17 protein-coding genes, 1 tRNA gene and 1 pseudogene are annotated in these 20,765 nt (G+C 64.5%); 6 read left to right on the top strand and 13 right to left on the bottom strand.

The genetic code is table 11. The features are described 5' to 3' along the window. Positions 1 to 1,067: pseudogene (locus tag J3S28_RS23595) on the top strand (hypothetical protein); the annotation flags it as partial. 67 nt (positions 1,068 to 1,134) lie between these two features. Further along, on the top strand, positions 1,135 to 1,440 hold the full coding sequence (locus J3S28_RS23590; protein ID WP_207843389.1) for a hypothetical protein: 306 nt from the start codon (positions 1,135 to 1,137) through the stop codon (positions 1,438 to 1,440). A gap of 6 nt (positions 1,441 to 1,446) precedes the next feature. On the opposite strand, the gene J3S28_RS23585 is transcribed toward J3S28_RS23590, so the two are convergent. The 6 genes from J3S28_RS23585 to J3S28_RS23560 all read right to left on the bottom strand — a co-directional run bounded on the left by J3S28_RS23585 (position 1,447) and on the right by J3S28_RS23560 (position 9,096). Further along, on the bottom strand, positions 1,447 to 2,994 hold the full coding sequence (locus J3S28_RS23585) for an FAD-dependent oxidoreductase (RefSeq protein WP_207843388.1): 1,548 nt from the start codon (positions 2,992 to 2,994) through the stop codon (positions 1,447 to 1,449). Positions 2,995 to 2,997: 3 nt separating this feature from the next. After that, positions 2,998 to 3,999: an AurF N-oxygenase family protein gene (locus tag J3S28_RS23580; RefSeq protein ID WP_207843387.1), complete on the bottom strand. Its 1,002-nt coding sequence runs from the start codon at positions 3,997 to 3,999 to the stop codon at positions 2,998 to 3,000. A 135-nt stretch (positions 4,000 to 4,134) separates the two neighbouring features. Further along, a complete protein-coding gene (locus J3S28_RS23575) occupies positions 4,135 to 4,842 on the bottom strand; it encodes a Tellurium resistance (RefSeq protein WP_207843386.1) in 708 nt (235 codons plus the stop codon). Between the two features lie 36 nt (positions 4,843 to 4,878). Beyond that, a complete protein-coding gene (gene ilvA, locus J3S28_RS23570) occupies positions 4,879 to 6,096 on the bottom strand; it encodes a threonine ammonia-lyase (RefSeq protein ID WP_207843385.1) in 1,218 nt (405 codons plus the stop codon). Positions 6,097 to 6,476: 380 nt separating this feature from the next. Further along, on the bottom strand, positions 6,477 to 7,649 hold the full coding sequence (locus J3S28_RS23565; RefSeq protein WP_207843384.1) for a cystathionine gamma-synthase: 1,173 nt from the start codon (positions 7,647 to 7,649) through the stop codon (positions 6,477 to 6,479). A gap of 58 nt (positions 7,650 to 7,707) precedes the next feature. Then, positions 7,708 to 9,096 (bottom strand): cystathionine beta-synthase, encoded by a 1,389-nt coding sequence (locus J3S28_RS23560; RefSeq protein WP_207843383.1) that lies wholly within the window; start codon positions 9,094 to 9,096, stop codon positions 7,708 to 7,710. 39 nt (positions 9,097 to 9,135) lie between these two features. Between J3S28_RS23560 and J3S28_RS23555 the strand changes: the two genes are divergently transcribed. Further along, complete coding sequence (locus J3S28_RS23555) at positions 9,136 to 10,068, top strand: SGNH/GDSL hydrolase family protein (RefSeq protein WP_207843382.1); 933 nt, start codon at positions 9,136 to 9,138, stop codon at positions 10,066 to 10,068. 127 nt (positions 10,069 to 10,195) lie between these two features. Beyond that, positions 10,196 to 11,416 (top strand): acetyl-CoA C-acetyltransferase, encoded by a 1,221-nt coding sequence (locus J3S28_RS23550; protein ID WP_207843381.1) that lies wholly within the window; start codon positions 10,196 to 10,198, stop codon positions 11,414 to 11,416. 61 nt (positions 11,417 to 11,477) lie between these two features. On the opposite strand, the gene J3S28_RS23545 is transcribed toward J3S28_RS23550, so the two are convergent. The 7 genes from J3S28_RS23545 to J3S28_RS23515 all read right to left on the bottom strand — a co-directional run bounded on the left by J3S28_RS23545 (position 11,478) and on the right by J3S28_RS23515 (position 19,374). Next, entirely contained in the window at positions 11,478 to 12,350 is an 873-nt protein-coding gene (locus J3S28_RS23545; RefSeq protein ID WP_084894338.1) for a Bax inhibitor-1/YccA family protein, read from the bottom strand. 146 nt (positions 12,351 to 12,496) lie between these two features. Further along, a complete protein-coding gene (locus J3S28_RS23540; protein ID WP_207843380.1) occupies positions 12,497 to 13,258 on the bottom strand; it encodes an SDR family NAD(P)-dependent oxidoreductase in 762 nt (253 codons plus the stop codon). 30 nt (positions 13,259 to 13,288) lie between these two features. Then, positions 13,289 to 13,945, bottom strand: a complete 657-nt coding sequence (locus J3S28_RS23535; protein ID WP_307797374.1) for a TetR/AcrR family transcriptional regulator — start codon at positions 13,943 to 13,945, stop codon at positions 13,289 to 13,291. A gap of 10 nt (positions 13,946 to 13,955) precedes the next feature. Then, positions 13,956 to 16,244: an MMPL family transporter gene (locus J3S28_RS23530; RefSeq protein ID WP_207843378.1), complete on the bottom strand. Its 2,289-nt coding sequence runs from the start codon at positions 16,242 to 16,244 to the stop codon at positions 13,956 to 13,958. Positions 16,245 to 16,329: 85 nt separating this feature from the next. Then, positions 16,330 to 17,505 carry a DUF5995 family protein gene (locus J3S28_RS23525; RefSeq protein ID WP_207843377.1) on the bottom strand — a complete coding sequence of 392 codons (1,176 nt, stop codon included), beginning with the start codon at positions 17,503 to 17,505 and terminating at the stop codon, positions 16,330 to 16,332. Then, positions 17,506 to 18,684, bottom strand: coding sequence for an oxygenase MpaB family protein (locus tag J3S28_RS23520; protein ID WP_207843376.1), 1,179 nt, complete (start codon positions 18,682 to 18,684; stop codon positions 17,506 to 17,508). Positions 18,685 to 18,699: 15 nt separating this feature from the next. Continuing rightward, positions 18,700 to 19,374, bottom strand: a complete 675-nt coding sequence (locus J3S28_RS23515; RefSeq protein ID WP_207843375.1) for a TetR/AcrR family transcriptional regulator — start codon at positions 19,372 to 19,374, stop codon at positions 18,700 to 18,702. A 150-nt stretch (positions 19,375 to 19,524) separates the two neighbouring features. Here J3S28_RS23515 and J3S28_RS23510 point away from each other — a divergent pair. Together J3S28_RS23510 and J3S28_RS23505 are read left to right on the top strand one after the other, a co-directional pair. Next, positions 19,525 to 19,601 (top strand) — tRNA-Leu (locus tag J3S28_RS23510). A 182-nt stretch (positions 19,602 to 19,783) separates the two neighbouring features. Beyond that, positions 19,784 to 20,710, top strand: coding sequence for a hypothetical protein (locus J3S28_RS23505; RefSeq protein WP_207843374.1), 927 nt, complete (start codon positions 19,784 to 19,786; stop codon positions 20,708 to 20,710). Positions 20,711 to 20,765 lie beyond the last annotated feature (55 nt).

The raw sequence follows: 20,765 nt of genomic DNA, 5'->3' as shown, positions 1-20,765 counted from the left end.
ATGTCCGCGACATCGCCGACCGCCCCGAAACAAAACAGCGCCCGATGCGCAACGAGTACGAACAATCCGAACCCCTCTGGAACGACTACGACCTACGCGCCGAAGCCGAATACGCCGACCTCTACGCCCAAGACCAAGCCGCCGAACAAGAACAAGCTGAACAAGAACAAGCCGCGGCCAACCAGACTTCTGCCCCTGCTGAGCACACGGCCGAACACGCCGCAACCGCGGCTGAGAGCCACGATGTAGCCGACCCCGAGGCCACGCCAAAGGCCGAGCCGGAGAGGGCCAAACCCGAATCTGAGACAGAGAGACAGAGCCAAACGTCTCCCCCACCCACTGCGGCACCCAACCGCGACCGCGGGCCGACCCGCGCGACCGTGTATTCCCGCGCACCCGAACCCCCGCGATACGACGACATGCTCGCCGAGGCAGCCGCACCACCGTTCTGGCAGGCCATCCCCCTCCCGGTCGTGCAACCCGGAGACAGCTACCGCCCCTCCACCGTCCTCGACGACTTCATCCGCATGCGAGACCTCTACTGCATGTGGCCCGGCTGCAACCAACCCGCCTGGACCGCCGACCTCGACCACACCAGCGAGTACAACCACGACAACCCCGACGACGGCGGACACACCCACCCCGACGAAATAAAAGCACTCTGCCGCTTCCACCACCTGGTCAAAACCCACTCCGACTGGCTCGACGACCAATACCCAGACACCGGCACCGGCACCGGCACCGGCCGCACCCGACTACTCTTCACCACCCCAGGAGGCCGCACCTACCACGGACCCGCCTGGACCGGCGACGACCTCTTCCCAGGACTACGCCACATCGTCTTCGACGATTGGGAACATCGCACACCCTTCCCACCGCGGCCCCGAGACAAACCGCCACCACAAACCCGACAACAGACCCGCACCCACACCGCCAACAAGAACGACAACGCAACCGCCAAAAGAGCGAGGAGAACCCACCACCCTTCTGGGCACCAGCATGCTCGACGTTGGATCAACTGCGTGCGCTCACGGTTCGAGTCACTGCCAATTCACAGCGACGACTGATCAAGTCCGGAGGCTGGGCCGCTTATCTGGAGTCGTCCAACCCAGATACACCTCAAGGAGGCTCCACATGGTCACATCAGCAGACGTAGTTCTCGTCGTACTCGACGGCACCGAACGCACCCGCACCTTGGTTCGAGGGCTCGTCGACAACGACGTTCGCACCGCGCTAACGAGTGATTCGGTGCGCGAGCTCGTTCCGCTGCTCAGTGGCGCCCGGCGTGGTCTGGTCTACGGCGTTGTCGCGGACCCGTCTGACGGTCGCCAGGTCAACCGGTTGTTCGAGCGGGTCGGTCAGACCCTTGGCGCGGTCACCGTCATCCTCGACCCCGGGGAACTACTGACCGACAATCGGGCGGTGTCTCATGCCGCGTGAGGGATGTCAGCGTCGGAACGGACGCGGACGGAGGCGGGTCGGCTCCGAATGGGCGGAAAGCAGGCCTGCCTCGAGGTCAGTGCGCAACTGCGACACCGTCTCGGCGGAGTCTGCCTTGTTGGTTCCGATGAACCCTGAGGGCCCACGTTTGATCCAGCCGGTGACGTACACACCGGTCATCGGCCCGTTGTCGCCCACGACCCTGCCCGCCTCATTGGGGATCACACCTCGGACGTGGTCGAACGGCAAACCGGGAACCTCGACACCCTTGTAGCCGATCGAAGTGAGGACGAGGCCGGCTTCGATCGTCTCGGTGCTGCCCGTGGATTCGATTCCGATGCCACCGGGTCCGGGCTTGTTGATGCCGAAGGTGACGCCGGCGACCGACCCGGTGGCGTCGGAGGTTATTCGTTCCGGCGACCGCAGGAAACCGAACCTGATCACCGGTCCGGATCCCGATGCGCGGCCGGCGATTTCGGACAGCACGGTCAGTTTCGAGGCGATCGTGTGGTCGTCGACCTCGCCGACGTTCTCCGCTGGGATCAAATCGGGATCGATGGCCACGTGTGCACCACCGTCGGCCAGCCCGACCAACTCGGGCAGGGTGAACGCGGCATCGCGCGGTCCCCGTCGACCGACCACCAGGACCTCCTCGACCTTCGAGCGCCTCAGCGCCGCCAGCGCGGCGGGTGAGATCGACGTCGCGGCAAGGTCGTCGGGGTCGGTGGTGAGGATTCTGGCGACATCGAGGGCGACGTTACCGTTGCCGATGAGCACCACTCGGCGCTGCGACAGGTCGAACGTCCGATCCACATGATCTGGGTGGCCGTTGTACCAGCCCACGAACTCGGTGGCGCTGGCCACGTTGGCGAGGTCGGCGCCCGGGATGTCCAACCGCCGGTCACTACCCGCGCCACCGGCGCAGATGACGCCATGGAACTCTCGGCTGAGGTCGTCGAGTGCGATGTCCCGGCCGACCTCGCTGTTCAGCATGATGTCGAGCCGATCGTTGCGCGCCATCTCGTCGAAGAGGGCCATCACCTTTCTGGTCGACAGATGATCGGGCGCAACGCCGTAACGGGCGAGACCGAACGGCCTGTCGAGGCGCTCGTACATGGTGACCCGAACATTGGGATACCGCAGAAGATCGTCGGCGGCATACATCGCCGACGGTCCTGATCCCACTATTGCCACCCGGATGTCGCCGCCACCCGGTATCGCGATCGGCTTGGGGGCACTGATGGGCGCCAGCGGCAATCGCAGGCTCGCGTCGACCGGGAATCGTACCGGTGACTGCGCGACGTCTTCGTAGTGCTCCGCGTTGATCTGCAGGTACCGCTCGTCTTTCGGCTCGATCCGGTGCCCAGGGACGATGGCGCCGACCGGACACGCGCTCACGCACGCACCACAGTCGACGCAGGTCGCAGGGTCGATGTAGAGCATCTCCGATGTCAGGAAGTCAGGTTCGTCCGGAGTCGGGTGGATGCAGTTGACCGGACATGCGTACACGCACGAGGCATCCGCGCAGCACGCCTGCGTGACGACGTGAGGCACCGATTACGCTGCCGTGTAGGTGGGTTCGCTGCGGAACCGGGACGGACGTCCCCCGATACCCAGGATTTTCCACAAGAAGCGCGAGACCGGGTTCATCAGGCCACACTGCTCACCCAGCATTCGGACGTCACCGAACACATTGTGCAGGAATGTCTTCGACTTCTCCGACTTCCAGAAGATCTCGTCCATCACCTCGTCGGGCACATTGAAATCCTTTTGGAAAGACTTCGGCGGCACCACGATGGCGCCACACAACACCCGCATGACGATCGGGAACATCAGGGACAGCAGGAACCGCTGGAAGAAGTTCTTGTTCGGGATGGTCTCCCGCAGCAGGTGATGCGCGAAGGAGATGTGGCGGGCCTCTTCGGCGACGTGGAGTTGCATCACGGCCATCATGGTCGGATGCATCTCGTCGCGATTGCGCAGGAAGTCTTTCTGAATGTGGTCGATGGGCTCCTCGCCACCGAGCACGCCAAAGAAGAACAAGCTCGGAAAGATGGTCGAGGCCAGTGGCACCAATGGTGAGATCATCCGGTAGCCGATCTTGGCGCCGGGCACATCGACCCCGGTGCGATTGATGAACTCCTGGAACATCAGGGTGTGGTTGCACTCTTCTTTTGACTCATGGGTGGTGTAGCGGAACTCGGGGGCACCGTTCGGCATCTTGAAGCTGTACTGCATCAGGCCACGGATGAGGACGGATTCGAACTGCAGGCCGACCTTCGCGACGTTGGCCTGTCGCCACATCCCGATCTTGATCTGCTTGTCGAGCGGCTGCTGCTGGTACCAAGGGTGCCGGCCGATAGGGTCGACGTCCTTGGACAGGACCCAGCGAGGATCGTTCGGGACGACAGCCATGTGGGGCGCATCCCAGTCGATGTCGATGTAGGGGTCGAAGTTGCGGTGCACCGACGCGCTCGACAGATCGTCGAGCACCTGGGCGTAATCGTCGCCAGTCGTCGCCTTGGTGTGCTCCGGGACGTACTTCAGTGCTTCAGTCATCTCTGGCTCCTAGCTTGCAACGTGTTCTCACGACGCTAGAAGGTCGACCGTAACTTGTCAACGACCGTTGATAAATCAACACGGGTTGTCACGCCGGTCGGTGTCATCGAATCGGGCCAGGAGCCGAGGTCAGCACTACTTGCTGCCGCGGCCCCAGTTCAGACCCCAGCGGAAATGTTTGTCCATCTTGTCGCCCCCGGAGAAGTATTCGACGGCACGGGTGATCGTCACACCTTGTGGCCCTGACTCGATCAACGCGATCGATGCGGTACGCAGACTGTTCTTCTCAGAGTCCATCCGGACCTCGATGGGCGGGCCGAACTGCGACTCGACGGTCACGACACCGTCAACGGCCGCCCAGTTCGGGCTTCCCTCGTAGATGTCGGCGAAGACCAGGATGCGCCGGAACACTCCCGGATCGGCCAGGTTGACGAACATGTTCTCGCCCGAGGCCGCGCTGCCGGACCGGTCATCCTGATCGAGTTTGATGAATGGCCTTTTCTCGAGCGAACCGAAGTTGCGGTCGAGGGCGCCGACGCCACCGAGAGAACCGTCGGACAACTCGTACAGACACCGGAGATCGAGGTCCACGCCGCTCTTGCGTTTGAAGAACCCACCGCCCGCCCCCGAACCCTGTGCCCAGTTCAAATTGATCCGGATGGTGCCGCCGGATGCGCCCGCCTTGGCGAGACTGACCGTGGGGCTGCTCTTGGTCAGCGAGATCTTGCTGAGATCGACGGAAGACGGTGCAGGTGGCGCCGCCGGTGCGGCGGGCGGCGCGGCGGGAGACGGGGCCTGAGGAGTCGGATTCGACTGCGGACGCTTCGTGTAATCGATAGCCATGTCTACGAGACTATGGAAAATCGGACAGCGCCGTGCTCAGTCCGCCAGGTAACCCGCCGCGGAGAGCGCGCGACGGACCTCGGCCTGGTGGTCAGGGCCCTTCGTCTCGAGGCTCACCGTCACCTGTACCTCGCCGAGTCGCAGCTCGCCGCTGACCCGGGAATGGATCACGTCGACGACGCTGGCGCTGAGATCGCGCAGCAGGGCCAGCAAGGCCACCAGTCCACCCGGACGGTCGGAGACAGTGGCGGTGATGGTCATGTAGCGGCCCGCTGCGCGCAGGCCGTGGGTGGTGACCTGGGTGAGCAACAGCGGGTCGATGTTGCCGCCCGAGAGCACGACGCACACCTCGCCCTCGAGCTGCAGATCAGCGAGGCTTGTCAGGGCGGCCACCGCCGTCGCCCCGGCCGGCTCGACCACCAGCTTGGCGCGCTCGAGCACCAGCAACAGTGCTTGCGAGATCGCCTCTTCGGTGACGGTGACCACCTCGTCCACGAGGTCGGAGACGTGGGCGAACGGCACCTCTCCGGGCTTGGCGACCGCGATGCCGTCGGCCATCGTGTTCATCGACGTCGCGCGCAGCGGCTTTCCTGAGGCCAGGGACGCGGGCCACGCCGCGGCTTCCGCCGCCTGGACCCCGACCAGCCGGACACCGGGTTTGTGGAGCTTGATCGCGGCCGCCACACCTGCCAGCAGCCCACCACCGCCGAGCGGTACGAGCACAGTCCCGACGGCGGGCATCTGCTCGATGATCTCCATCCCGACCGTCGCCTGGCCGGCGACGATGTCGGGGTGGTCGAACGGATGAATCAGTACAGCGCCGGTCTCGTCGGCGTATGCGAGGGCGGCCTCGAGGGCGTCGTCGACGTACTCGCCTTCGAGGATCACCTCGGCGCCGTACGCCTTGGTCGCCGCGATCTTCGGGAGCGACGCCCCGATCGGCATGTACACCCGCGACCGGATACCCAGCGTGGTTGCCGACCAGGCGACGCCTTGGGCGTGATTGCCCGCGCTGGCGGCCACCACCCCGTTGGCACGTTCGGTGTCGGACAGTCCCGCGATCCGCAGATACGCACCCCGCGGTTTGAAAGACCCGGTGCGCTGGAGGTTCTCGCATTTCAGCCACACCTCGTGGCCGCATCTTTCCGACAGCGCCCGGGACGCGACCATCGGTGTGCGACGCATCGCCGGTGCCAGCAGTTGCACAGCCCGATCGATCTGGGCTGCATCGATCAACGCGCGCGAGTCAACCATCACCCCAGCCTAGGGGCGCGATGCCGAGCATGCGGCCTGACGCGGGCCACTCCCAACCACCACCGCGGTCTCGCGGCCCCGCGATGTCTGGACTGACGAAGAGCGAGCGGAGCCAGGCGACCACCACGGTCTCGCGGCCCCGCGTTGTCTGGACAGACGAAGAGCGAGCGGAGCCAGGCGACCACCACGGTCTCGCGGCCCCGCGTTGTCTGGACAGACGAGGAGCGAGCGGAGCCAGGCGACCACCACGGTCTCGCGGCCCCGCGTTGTCTGGACAGACGAGGAGCGAGCGAAGCGATGCGAGGAGGAAGGAAGACGACGCGCTCAGGGCCGCGACGACCCCGCGAGCGGAGCGAGCAAATTCAACACAGCGAGCAAATTCAACCCAGTGCGTTTTCTATGTCCCCGAGCAGGTCGCCGATGTCTTCGATGCCGACGGAGAGTCGCACCAGATCGTCCGGGACCTCCAGCAGCGACCCCGCGGTCGAGGCGTGGGTCATCGCGCCCGGGTGTTCGATCAACGACTCGATACCGCCGAGCGACTCGGCCAGCGTGAACACCTCTGTGCGGTCGCAGAACTGCTGCGCGGCTTCCAGACCGCCGGCCACGCGCACCGAGATCATTCCGCCGAACCGAGTCATCTGCTTGGCGGCCGCGGCGTGTCCGGGGTGTGACTGCAGACCGGGGTACAGCACCGAGTCGATCTTCGGGTGCGAGAGCAAGTACTCGACGATCTTCTCGGCGTTGTCGCTGTGTCGATCCATCCGGACCGCAAGGGTCTTGATTCCGCGGAGGGTGAGATAGGCATCGAACGGGCCGGGGACCGCACCGGCGCCGTTCTGCAGAAAAGCCAAATCGGTGTCGAGTTGTTCATCGTCGGTGACGAGTGCCCCGCCTACGACGTCGGAGTGGCCGCCGAGGTACTTGGTGGTCGAGTGCAGCACCACGTCGGCACCCAGGGTGAGGGGACGTTGCAGATAGGGCGAGGCAAAGGTGTTGTCCACGACGAGCTTGGTGCCTGCCTCGTGCGCGACGCCTGCCAACGCCTCGATGTCGCCGACGTTGAGCAACGGGTTGGTCGGGGTCTCGATCCACACCAGCTTGGTGTTCGGACGGATGGCGCCGCGGACCGCGTCGACGTCGGTGACAGGTGCGACCGAATACTCGATCCCCCACTGGCTGAACACCTTGTCGATGAGCCGAAAGGTGCCGCCGTAGGCATCGTTCGGGATGACGAGGTGGTCACCGGGACGCAAGGTTGCACGCAGCAACGCGTCGGTGGCAGCCATGCCGGACGCGAACGCCCGCCCGAAGCTGCCCTCTTCCAGTGCCGCGAGGTTGGCTTCGAGCGCCTGTCGCGTCGGGTTGCCGGTCCGCGCGTACTCGAAGCCGCCGCGGAGTCCGCCGACGCCGTCTTGAGCGAAGGTCGAACTGGCGTAGATCGGCACGTTCACCGCGCCGGTCAGCGGATCGGGTTCGTATCCGGCGTGGATGGCCTTGGTCGCGAATCCCTGCCAGTTGTGCGAGTCGGTTTTGCTGCGCTGCTCACTCATGTCATCCAGCGTAGAGCCCCGGTGAATTGCCCGAATCCGCGGCCGAGCAGAAAAGCCGCTACGCGATTGCGCTGACGAATCCCAGCAGGTCGTGACGGGTGATCACGCCGATCGGTTTTCCGTCTTCGACGACCATCAGGGCGTCGGTCTCTCCGAGCGCCTTGGTGGCGGTCGAGACCGGCTCCCCCGATCCGATGAGCGGGAAGGGCTTGCCCATGTGAGCGCCGACCGGGTCCGCGAGGTTCGCGCGGCCCTCGAAAACCGCGCTGAGCAGCTCACGCTCGGTCACCGCGCCGGCGACCTCACCGGCCATGATCGGCGGCTCGGCACCGACCACGGGCATCTGCGACACCCCGTACTCACGCAGGATCTCGATGGCGTCCCGGAGTGTCTCGGACGGGTGGGTGTGCACCAGGTCGGGCAGAGCGCCCGACTTTCCGCGCAGGACCTCACCGACGAGCGGTTCGACCGTACCCTTGCCATCCAGCGGCGTCCTCAAGAAGCCGTAGCTGCTCATCCAGCGATCGTTGAATATCTTGCCCATGTAGCCGCGGCCACCGTCCGGCAACAGGACCACGACGAGCGCGTCGGGACCTTCCCGCTCGGCAACGCGCAGGGCGGCGACGACGGCCATGCCGCACGAGCCACCGACGAGGAGGCCCTCTTCGCGGGCCAGCCGCCGGGTCATCTCGAAGGAGTCGGCGTCGGAGACGGCGATGATCTCGTCGGGGATGGCCGGGTCGTATGCGCTCGGCCAGAAGTCCTCGCCGACGCCCTCGACGAGGTACGGACGGCCGGTGCCTCCGGAGTACACCGAGCCTTCTGGATCGGCGCCGATGACCTTGACCTTGCCGCCGGACATCTCTTTCAGGTAGCGGCCGGCACCGGTGATGGTTCCACCGGTTCCCACACCCGCCACGAAGTGGGTGATCTTGCCGTCGGTGTCGTTCCAGATCTCGGGGCCCGTGGTTTCGTAATGGCTTTCGGGTCCGGCCGGGTTCGAGTACTGGTTCGGCTTCCAGCCGCCCTCGATCTCACGGGTCAGGCGATCGGAGACGCTGTAGTAGCTGTCGGGATGCTCCGGGGGCACGGCCGTCGGGCACACCACCACCTCGGCGCCGTACGCACGGAGGACGTTGCGCTTGTCCTCGCCTACCTTGTCCGGGCACACGAACACGCAGTGGTACCCACGCTGCTGAGCGACCAGGGCCAGCCCGATGCCGGTGTTACCGGACGTCGGTTCGACGATGGTGCCTCCCGGCTTGAGTTCTCCCGAGGCCTCTGCGGCGTCGATCATCTTGACCGCGATGCGGTCCTTGGAGCTGCCGCCGGGGTTCAGGTACTCGACCTTGGCCGCGACCAGGCCGGATCCCGGCTGGACCACGGAGTTGAGCTGAACCAGCGGGGTGTTGCCGATGAGGTCGGTCACGTGACTTGCGATGCGCATGAGTCCATCGTTCCAGACCGCTTCGATTATGTTGGAGCTGTGTCCGGATCCAAGCGTCGGCTTGCTCGTGATCTGGTGGCGACCGCCGCCGCTACCGCCGGTACTGCCGGGGCCGGCTGGGGTGCCTGGACATTCCTCAACGGCCAGGCTCGCACCGCCCGCACTGTGATCCCGCACCGGACGGACAACGCACCGAACGGCGATGGCATCTACGGACCGGACGGGCTCGGTCCGCTCCGGGTGCGGCGCGGCGAAGACTTCGACCTGCATGTGATGGTGTTCGGTGACTCGACCGCTGCCGGTCTCGGCGCCGAGATCGCCGACGAGACCCCTGGCGTCCAACTGACCCGAAAGCTGACAGACGAAACGGGCAAACGAATCCGGCTGAGTACCAAAGCGATCGTCGGAGCCACCTCCCGGAGCCTGACCGGGCAGGTCGACGCGATGCTGATCGCCGGACCTCCGCCCGATATCGCGATCATCTTCATCGGGGCCAACGACGTGACGAGTACCAGCGGGGTACGGGCATCGGCCAAACGGCTCGGAGCGGCTGTCCGCCGACTCCGCGAGGCCGGCGCCCTGGTGGTCGTCGGAACGTGTCCCGATCTCGGCGTCATCGCGGCGATCCCGCAGCCGCTCCGCACAGTGATCCGTCAGTACGGTCTGCGATTGGCCGCCGCGCAGGCCATCGAGACCCGGGCGGCGGGCGGCACCCCGGTCCCCCTGGCCGACCTGCTGGCCCGTGAGTTCCTGGCCGCGCCCGATCGGATGCTCTCGGCCGACCGGTACCACCCGTCCGCGGCCGGTTATGAACTCGCCGCGCAGATCCTCCTCCCGGCGGTGCTGGCCGGGCTCGGCGAGTGGGGCTCGGGTCCTCTCCCCGAGCCGCCTGAGGTGTCCGCCATCGCCGAGGACAACAAGTGGTCGGCTCGGACGCGGGCCTATCTGAATCGAGCCGCTCGGCGCCGATGAGACGGGCCTCGGATCCGGTCGGCGCCGGCTTTCGAGGTCCGTCTCCGCGGCGTTCCTTCTCTGGCGTAACGTCAGATCGCGAAACCTTACAAAGCTGCACGTCCAACCTATTTTCACAGGAGTCCGCATGCCAGAGGCCGTCATCGTCGCCACCGCCCGCTCACCGATCGGTCGAGCCGGTAAAGGTTCACTCAAAGATGTTCGCCCGGACGAATTGGCCCGTCAGATGGTCGAAGCCGTCCTGAACAAGATCCCCGAACTCGACCGCGCCGACATCGACGATCTCCACCTCGGGTCGGGCCAGCCCGGCGGTCAGGCCGGTTTCAACATCGCCCGGTCGGTGGCCGTCCAGGTCGGCCTCGACCATGTGCCGGGCGTCACCGTGAACCGCTACTGCTCGTCGTCACTGCAGACCACCCGCATGGCCATGCACGCCATCCGAGCCGGTGAGGGGGACGTGTTCATCTCCGGTGGCGTGGAAAGCGTGTCGAGTTTCGGAACAGGCAACGCCGACGGCTGGCCCAACACCAAGAACCCACTGTTCGCCGACGCCATGGCCCGCACCGCCAAAGCCGCCGAAGGTGGCGCAGGCAAGTGGTCCGACCCCCGCGAGCAGGGCCTGCTCCCCGACGTCTACATCCCCATGGGCGAAACCGCCGAGAACGTCGCCTCCTTCACCGGTATTTCCCGCGAAGACCAGGATCACTGGGGCGTGCGCAGTCAGAACCGCGCCGAAGAGGCCATCAAATCAGGATTCTTCGCCCGTGAGATCGAACCCATCACGCTCGCCGACGGCACCGTCGTCGACACCGACGACGGACCTCGCGCCGGCACCACCTACGAGAAGATCAGCCAACTCAAGCCGGTCTTCCGCCCTGACGGCACCGTGACCGCCGGCAACGCCTGTCCGCTCAACGACGGCGCCGCTGCGCTCGTCATCATGAGCGACACCAAAGCCAAAGCACTCGGGCTCACCCCACTGGCCCGCGTCGTCTCCACCGCTGCCACCGGCCTATCCCCCGAGATCATGGGCCTCGGCCCGATCGAGGCTGTCCGCAAAGCCCTCAAGTACGCCGGCCTGAGCATCGACGACATCGACCTGTTCGAGATCAACGAAGCGTTCGCCGTCCAGGTCCTCGGATCTGCCAACGAACTCGGCATCGACCACGACAAGCTCAATATCTCCGGCGGGGCGATCGCCCTGGGCCACCCGTTCGGTATGACCGGGGCCCGCATCACCGCAACCCTGCTCAACAACCTCACCACCCAGGACAAGACGCTCGGCGTCGAGACCATGTGTGTCGGTGGCGGTCAGGGCATGGCAATGGTGCTCGAGCGCCTGAGCTGACCCTGTCACAAGCACAAGAGCCCGCGACCAGATCGGTCGCGGGCTCTTGTGGTTTGAATCGCTAGTCCGAGTTGAAGTAGCTGAGCAGGCGCAGGATCTCGACGTACAGCCAGACCAAGGTGACGGTCAGGCCGAGGGCGATACCCCAGGCCGCCTTCGACGGAGCGCCGGAACGGATCAGTTGATCTGCGGCATCGAAGTCGATGAGGAAGCTGAACGCGGCCAGGGCGATGCAGACCAGGGAGAAGATGATCGCGATCGGACCACCGTCACGCAGTCCCAGACCCGAACCACCGTTGAAGAAACCGATGATCAGGTTGCCCAGGATCAGCACCAGGACGCCGATCAAACCTGCGAAGATCATGCGGGTGAACCGTGGGGTGACGCGGATCGCACCGGTCTTGTAGACGATCAGCATGCCGCCGAAGACACCGAAGGTACCGAGCACGGCCTGGCCGATCAGCGCGCCCGCACTGACATCACCGGCGACCACCCAGTTGGCGAACACGTACGAGATGGTGCCGACGAACAGGCCCTCGAGAACGGCGTAGCTGAGCACGATCGCCGGGTTGTCCTGCTTACGACCGAAGGTCGCGACCAACACGAGCGCCAGGCCACCGAGCGCGCCGACGAGCATCAGCGGCGTCGCCAAGGACTCGTTCACGCTCGTGAAGTAGTACGACAGAGCGGCCGACAGGATGAGCACACCAAGGGTGGCTGCAGTCTTCGTCACGACATCGTCGATGGTCAGGGTTCGGGATCCGGCCGGTTGCCCCGGACGTGCGTACGGATCGGCCTGGGGCTGACCCGCCTGCTGATTCCATTGCGCGGCCTGGCCGGCGCCGGCCGCACCAGCGCCAAAGCCGGCGTACCCGCCTGGGCCTTGGTTGCTGCGCACAACACCACGCATCACCGGATTGCTGCTTTCACGCACCGTAGTTGGTCCCTTCTCATGACTGGCTGATATCCACTCAACGAGTGGTGTGACGTTCGAGTTCCGACTTTACCTTCTCTTGACTCTTGGTGCAGACGGCCGGGTCACGAGATCACGGTGTGTCTGCCCGCCGCTGATCATCCGGGTCAGCCCCAGCGACTGTGCCCGCCATCGGCAGGAATGGTGACGCCGCTCAGGTAACTCGCGTCCTGGCTCGCGAGGAAGACCGCGATCCGGCCGATGTCGGCCTCGGCATCACCGATGCGTCCGAGCGGGATGCTCTTGACGAACGCGTCGGCCTCCTCCGGATAGGTTTCGGTCCACCACTGCAGCGACGGCGTCATGGCGTGCGGCGCAATCGCATTGACCCGTATGTTGTCTTTGCCCCATTCACAGCCCGCAGCGCGGGTCAGCGACCGGGTCGCTTCTTTGACCGCCGCGTACGGGCCGAACGTGGCCATGTCCCACCGGACCGCGGCGGATGTGACGAGGTTGATCACCGACCCCCCACCCCGGGCGACCATGAGCGGGTGGCAGGCCTTCATCAATCGCAGCACCGCCAACGGACCGGTCTGGAAGAACCGCGTGAAATCGTCGTCGCTCACATCCAGCAGCGGTATCGGCATCGCGTCGTTCGCGTTGTTGACCAGGATGTCGACTCCGCCTAGGCGGTCGGCACAGGCAGCAACGATCGCGGAACAGTCGTCCCCGTCGCTGACGTTGCCCTTGAGGTATTCGGCTCGGACACCATTGGCCTGCAGTTGTTCGGTCGCGGTCACGAGTGGTTTGGTGTGCCGACCGCAGATGAAGATATCCGCGCCTTCTTTGCTCAGCGCCTGGGCGATGCCCAGACCTACTCCTTTGCCACCGCCGGTGATCAGTGCAATTTTTCCGTCGAGTACGCCCATGCGGCAGACACTAGCGAAACTAGAACATGTTCACCCCCGAATCGGCGGGGTGGATTCGCTTCCGAGTCCCGCCCGCTGTTCCAGCACGAACTTCCTGATCTCATGTGGACCCACGTCGCCACCGATGACGTCTTTGATCGCCCGCCCCAGGCACACCGATGTCAGGACCCGTTCGGCGAGTTCGTAGTTCTCCCCCATCGGGAGGTAGGGCTTGGCGATCATCAGTGTGGCGACACCGTGTGCGGCCGTCCACAGCTCCATCACCACCGGCGTGGGGTCACCCTTGTCGACGAAGCCTTCGTCCATGAGTCGCTCGATGGTCTCGGCGAAGTGGACGAAGGCCGAGTCGCTCAGCACCTCGTCTGCATCGGTCCCCTCGGCGCAGACCTTCATGGTCGCCACCCGGTACAACTCGGCGTTCTCGACTGCGAAACGCACGTACGCCATGCCCTGGGCGTGGGCGGCCTCCCAGGTGTTGTCGTGCTCGGCACCGGCTTTGCGCATAACCTCGTCGAGCCGGGTGAAGTAGTGGGCGACAACCTCATCGATGAGGGTGTCCTTGTCCGCGAAGTGGATGTAGATGGAAGGTGGCGTGACGCCCACCCGATTGGCGACGGCCCTGATCGAGACGGCCGATTCGTCACCGCTCTCCAGCAGCAGGTCAGTTGCCGCAGTGAGGATCTCCACCCTCAGCTGCTCACCCGAGCCGCGCGGGGACCTGCGCCTTCGGAGTCGATCGACTGTCATGACCACCTTCTTCACTCAACCCGAACCTGTCGTGGAACTTGCGCAGCGGCGCGGGCGCCCACCAGTTTGCCCGGCCGGCGATCTTCATGAAGGCCGGGACGAGCAACATCCTGATCAGGGTGGCGTCCATCAGTACGGCCAAGGCCAGGCCGAGTCCGAACATCCTCATGAAAGACACCTGGGAGAAGGCGATACCCGCGAACACCACGGCCATCAGCAGCGCGGCAGCGGTGACCACCCGGCCGGTGCGGGCCAGACCGTAGGCCACGGCGTGGTCATTGTCGGCACGAGTTCGGCCCGACTTGAGCCACTCCTCCCGGATCCGGGAGAGCAGGAAGACCTCGTAATCCATCGACAGACCGAACGCGATACAGAACATGAGCACCGGCATGTTGGCGATCAGGGTCCCGGTGGTCGTGGTCCCCAGCCCGCCGAGGTTGCCGTCCTGGAAGATCCACACCATCGCGCCGAACGTCGCCGTCAGCGAGAACACGTTGAGCACCAAGGCTTTGAGCGGCAGTACCACCGACCCGGTCAGCAGGAACAACAACACGAAAGTCGTCACGACGATCACCGCGAACACTTCGGGCAGGTGGTCGACGATGCTGTCGACATTGTCGACATTCTGTTGCGCCAGACCACTGAACAGTGTCGTGGCACCGTTCGGCGGTGACACCTCACGCAGCGCATCGAGTTGCTCACGACCGCTGTCGGAGAACGGATCCACCGTGGACGACACGGTGATCAGGGCAGCGTTTCCCTCGGCCATGTCTGGGCCGGGCCCGCCTGCACCCTGTCCGTCGACGAAGGATCCGACGGGCGTGCTCACGGCGGTCACGCCGGGCACCTGCGACAGGACCTTCCCGTAGCCGCTGAGCGCGGCGTCGTCGAAGCCGCGCGTATCCGGGATGACGATCGTGACTGTGGCAGAGGCGTTCTGCGCATAGTCTTCGCGCAGTTCATCTCCGAGCACATGAGTGGAAGCGGAAGTCGGGAGCACCCGGTCGTCGGGATAACCGAACTTGATCCCGAGGAAGGGTGCGCCCAGGACGAGCAGGAGCACCACCACGGACAGTCCCACCGGCACGGCGTGACGCAACACGAACCGGGTCGAGAGGTACCACATGGATTCTTCCGGCTCAGGGACGTGTGGTTCGCTGCGTCCCAACAGCTTCCGGATCGGTTTGCGTACATCGAGCGCATCGATACGTGCGCCCAGCACAGCGATGATCGCCGGCGCGATGATCAGGGCGGCGGCTGCGGCCAGAGCCACCACCGCCAGACCGGCGTAGGCGAATGAACGTAGGAAGTACATGGGGAAGATCGCCATCGCTGCCAGCGAGAGCGCCACCGTCACTGCCGAGAAGAGCACGGTACGGCCTGCGGTCATCACCGTCACGGTCAGCGCATCGTTGCGGTCTCGACCGCCCTGCACCTCTTCGCGATATCGGTTGATGATCAGCAGGGTGTAATCAATCGCCAGCGCCAGTCCGAGCGCGGTGGTGAGGTTGAGCGCGAATACCGAGACATCTGCGAACAGCGTGAATCCGCGCAGCACGGCAGTGGTTCCGATGATCGCGAAGATGCCGATCGCCAGGGGCAACACAGCTGCGACAAGCCCGCCGAACACCCAGATGAGCAGCAGGAAGCTGATCGGGATCGCGATCGCTTCGGCGATGAACAGGTCGTGGCTGGTCTGCTCGTTCACCTGCGAGTAGACCAGCGCCTGTCCGCCCACGAGCACATCGACGCCGGGATATTGCGCGGTGAAGGAAGGATCGGTGAAACGGTCGTCTATCTTCTTTCCGTTTTCTTCTGCCTCTTTGTCGCCACCGGAGACCGTGGTGACGATCAATCCCGATGTGCGGTCACGGGAGACCAGTGCGCCCGCCGCTTCCGGATTCGTCCAGGCAGAGATGATCGGATTCTCCACGAAACCCATCTCATCCAGATCCCGGACGATCGTCTCTCCCGCAGCGCGCGCGGTGTTGCTGTCGACGATGTCCGTGGTGTCCGGCTGGTGCAGGCGAACCACCACTTGCAGGCCGCCCCGCGCGAAGGTATCGCTCAACACCCGACTCGCCTGGGCGGACTCCGAATCCGGATCAGAGAAACCGCCACCCGAAAGATTGCCCGCCACAGACGAACCCAGTACGCCGCAGATCACGAGCACGAGCAGGGCGCCACCAAGGACACGTTTGGGCGCGGAGATCACACCACGAGCTAGTGACGACAGCACTGGGATGTCCCTTCGGCGGTTCCTTGAGTGATCGCCGTTAAGTTATCAGCACTATCTTAGACTCGTCAATCGATCGCCTAAGTGTTCACCCCTGCGCGGGCACGCCGTCCTCGTCGGCGGCCTCGTCGCTGTCGAGAACGATCTCGTAGCCGTACCCGAACGCCGCGAGCCGATGCTTCGGGATGTCGAACGTGCGCTTGTTGAGCAGTGCCGAGCGGACCTCGGCGGGCAGCCGAACGGATGCCCGCACCCACAGCGGTTTGAAGGACTGCGGCATCCGCTCGAGAAGTCGATCAGACGCAACTGCGAACACCTCCGCCATGGCCAAGTAGTCGGCGCGGAAGTCCATGTAATGGTTCGCATCTCGATAGTTCTCCAGATACACACCTGCGAGCGAGCGTGGCAGATCGCTCTCGATGTGTGCACGCACCCCCGCAAGCATCCCGCTGATGATCGGCAGGATGGGACGCTTCGGATCTGTCTGTTCACACCGCGACCACGCCACCTGCCAGGGCTGTTCGATCTCCTCGCCCCGCATGTAACCCTGCAGGTTTCGGAGGTAGTGCACGTGGAAGTCCGGAATGAGTCGTAGAGCCCAGTCCGGGTACTGCAGGCCGCCGCGATCGACGAGGCCGATCATCTCCTCTGTCACGATGGCGTACACGCGAGCGAACCACTGCTTCGGATCTTCATCGCCGCGCAAGTCGTCTGCTATCGACTGCTGCTCGGCCTGCGTCGAGATCGCCGTCGCTCGCAACGAGTGCAGATCCACGAGATCGCGAGGGCGGTGACCCGCGACCGGATTCGGTGCCGCCACCGGCGGGGTCAGCGACTCGTCGGCAAGTTTCCGCAAGGACGCGCCGAGTTCTTTGCGCAGTCCCCGCTCCACGAGCGGACCGAGGCCCGGCACGACGAACGCCATCTCGACAGTCCACCGAACCGTGCTACCCGCGGCGGTCTCTGCGATCTCGATGCGCCCGTTGTGGTGTCGCACGGTCGCCGGACCCGAGTAGACCCGATACGAGAAAACGTTCGGCTGCTGCGCCGCGACCACGACCTCCCGCAGCACCGAGCGGATCGGGGCCGGCGTGATCACCGTGCGCAGGGCGCCCGCACGGTCGAATCGGCCATCGACCCCCGGATTGTTTCCGACGATCTTCGCGTTCGACCAGCGATTCATCTGATCCGGATCGGTCAACAACCGCCACGCCTGCTCTACTGTGCAGGGCAGATCCTGATTCAACTCGAGTACTCGCACCACTCACGCCACCGTTTTGATCTTGTCGATCTCCGCGGCGTTCATCCCGAGACCTCGCATGACGGTGCGCATCTCCCGGTTGACGACCTGACTCTCGTTGCCGAGCAGACCGATCGCACGGACCACCTCCCGCAGCCGCACGGCAGGGCGCGCCACATCGACCAGATGGTGCAAGGGGGAGCGTCGCAAGCCCATCTTGCCTGCGGCCGGTTTCTCCACCCACCGGGTCGATATCGCAGAGAAGGACATCGACAACATAGGCCGCAACATCACGTTCACGATCGCCGTCACCGGATCGGGAACGAGTGGTAGTTCGATCCGATAGCCCTCACGTAAAAGGGCGCGCGTCAAAGTTCTCGACGACTCATCGGGCTCGAGTTCGAACTGCGCACCGATGTCGAACAGTTGTTGTGCCGCGGCGAAGTTCTTGGGGAGCAGCGCGTCGTCGACACCTATCACCCATCCAATCCAACGCCACAGATGCGCGATCGCCTCACGTTCGGCCGATGAGTATTGAATCCCCAGGTCACCGACAACCGTCATCGGCAAGGCGAGGAATCCTCCACCTATGGTCAGGGCGCTGTAGGTCTGATTGATCGGGACGCCCCAATCAGCGACGTTCCAGTCTTCGTCGGTGAGCAGGCTGTGCCGCACCGTCGCATGTATGAGCCGGATCTTCAGTGTTTGCGACCACCCCGGGCTCCCGGGCGCCATCTGACCGGGTGCGGTTGCGAGCGCAACCCAGCGTCCGGTACTGAGCACGCGGTCATAGGTGTGGTCGGCGAGCTGACCAGTGGCGACGAGCGGGCGTACGAATCCGCGTGCCTGGTAGCCGTAGATCAGCGATTGGTAGAGGGTGCTCGACTGCAGGGTCCCGAACTTCCACCAAGCACGTCCCCCTGCCTCTGCGACAGCTTCGTCGAACCAGGGCGGCGGCGTCGCAGCAGCGTCGAGCAGCGCCCGGAGGGCGGGCGGAGCCTCGTCGAGACGCCGGAGAGGATCGTCGAGGATTCGAGTCATCTCTCGCCAGCCGAAATCGGGCAGCTCGACCATTTCCGAGATGGTCGCCTGCGCCAGGTCGTCGCCGATGTGGAGACCTGCATCGAGCCGATCGACCAGCTCCGGATGACGTGACCGGACGCGGTCCCAGTTCATCGCACCGGTGATATCGGAAGCAGTCATAAAGACATCGTGTCTTTATTGTTCCAGCACGTCAAGCACCCTCGCGTTATCGGTGACGGGTAATTGCATCTCCGGCAAGCGGATACCGGCACCGCCCGCTCCCGCGAAGCCCTCCCAGACAAGATCCGTCACGTGATCAACGAGTTCGACGCGATCCATTGTTCGCGCCTTCCCCCACCAGGCGACCGTCGTCCAGATCGCTCCCACGAGCGCGCGAGCCCACGGCGCCGCCGCCCGCGGATTGCCGCCGACCTGCTCGAAACCGACCTGAAGCACCTGCTCCAGGAAGCCGGTGACATGGGAGTCCCCCACGCCCGACTGCATCCTGGGTGCCAGCACGGCCGCTAGCCTGCTGTTCTCTTCCATCCAGCGGGCCAGCACGTCGACCGTTGCTCGCGTCTGCGCCCGTGGCTCGTCGACATCGTTGAGCGCCGACGCGATCCCCACGATGATGCGATCTGTGTGACGACGGGTCAGCTCGGTCAGGAGATCATCGCGATCAGCGAAGGCCGCGTAGACCGCCGACCGGGTCAGCCCGGCTCGGCTCGCGACCCCGGCCAGACCGAAATCGGTTCCATGAGTTGCGATCTCGGCTTCGGCCGCGTCGAGCAGTTGCTCACGGCGAGCGCCCGGGTCGACCCCCGGTCCCGGTGGTCGACCTCGGCTACGACGAGAAGAAACGTCAGACATGGAGACAAGTCTGCCATTCCATAAGTTGGACTATGGCACTCGGCACCTACCTTGACCATGGTCGATGTAAAGGTTTCGTGCGCCGTGGCCTCCCCCGTCCCGACTGCCCGAAACGACCGTGAGATTCTGTTGGGGTTCGCCGAACGGCTCGCCCCCATAGCCCAATCGGCAGAGGCAGCGGACTTAAAATCCGCCAAGTGTCGGTTCGAGTCCGACTGGGGGCACCATGTGAGGCCTGGTAGACGGCTTCTGCGTCACGCGCATTGGCCTCTGAACCAGCTTCAACCCACCCCCGACCCACCCCGCAGGCGACGACGGCGTCATCCGAACGGCTCATTCTGTGGTGCTCCGGCGATACAGGGCGGCGCGTCCTTCAGCCCTGTCGGTGAAGACGTACACAATGCAGAACATGAAAGAAGAAGACGCTCTGTATGCGCTCGGCGCGATGCTGGCCCCAGCTCTGCAACGCGTCGGCGAACGATGTGAACGGGGTCGCACGCTAGAGAAGTGGGGGCTCAAGCCGCACCGGCCTGACCCGCGCACCTCGATGGCTCTGGACGATGGGGACGGCTACGACCGAAAGATCCCAGAAGGACTATCAGGCACCGTCATGTTCCCCATCATGAACGCGACCGATGCATTGGCCTCAGCGGATATTCTCATCACTGCCGCCGCGAAGAAGCGGCCCTTCAACCACCACACCGCATCCTTCCTCGCGCTTTGTCGAACTGCGGTCGAGTGTTCCGCGCAGGCTATTTGGGTGATGAGTCCTGTCGAACGCGATGTTCGTAGAGCGAGAGCAGCCGGGCTCGCGAAGGTAGGTACCGAGCATGCGCGCGATTACCACGACAACGCGATACAGGCTCACGACCAAAAACTCCGTGTGCTGCCCGATGTGAACTATAAGCAGTCACAGCACCGTCTCAAGTTCCATAAAGAGGAAATCGCCACTCTTGATGCGCTCGACCAGGAGAATGGTCGAAAGTACACAGACCTTGTGCGTAAAGCCGCAAACTGGATCGAGGAGAATCCGCCCGCACACGCGACTGAAACCCAGAACGTTCACATTCCTACCCTTAGCAAGCAGCAATATCGCCTGTGCTCCAGTTTTATCCACGGGCATAGTTGGCCGACCGACCTGATCGGGGGTGGCCCATCGGGGATGTTCTCGATGATGGCCGACGCGATCAATACAGCCCTTATCTACACCGAATCGGCAGTCTGCCTTTACGAGGCCCAGTCGACGGACCCTGACAGTACACGGACCAACTACTATCCTGAGGAGCTACAACCGACGATCGACACTTGGCGCGCTCTCTACGCCGCCGAGGTCTAGATAGTCGCAATACCCTTGCGGCGCGTTGAGGAGCGAATGTCGGGACTGGTGCAAG

This window comes from Williamsia soli (genome assembly GCF_017377795.1).
GTDB classification, from domain to species: Bacteria; Actinomycetota; Actinomycetes; order Mycobacteriales; family Mycobacteriaceae; genus Williamsia; species Williamsia soli.
This window is presented reverse-complemented; position numbering and strand designations above follow the sequence as displayed.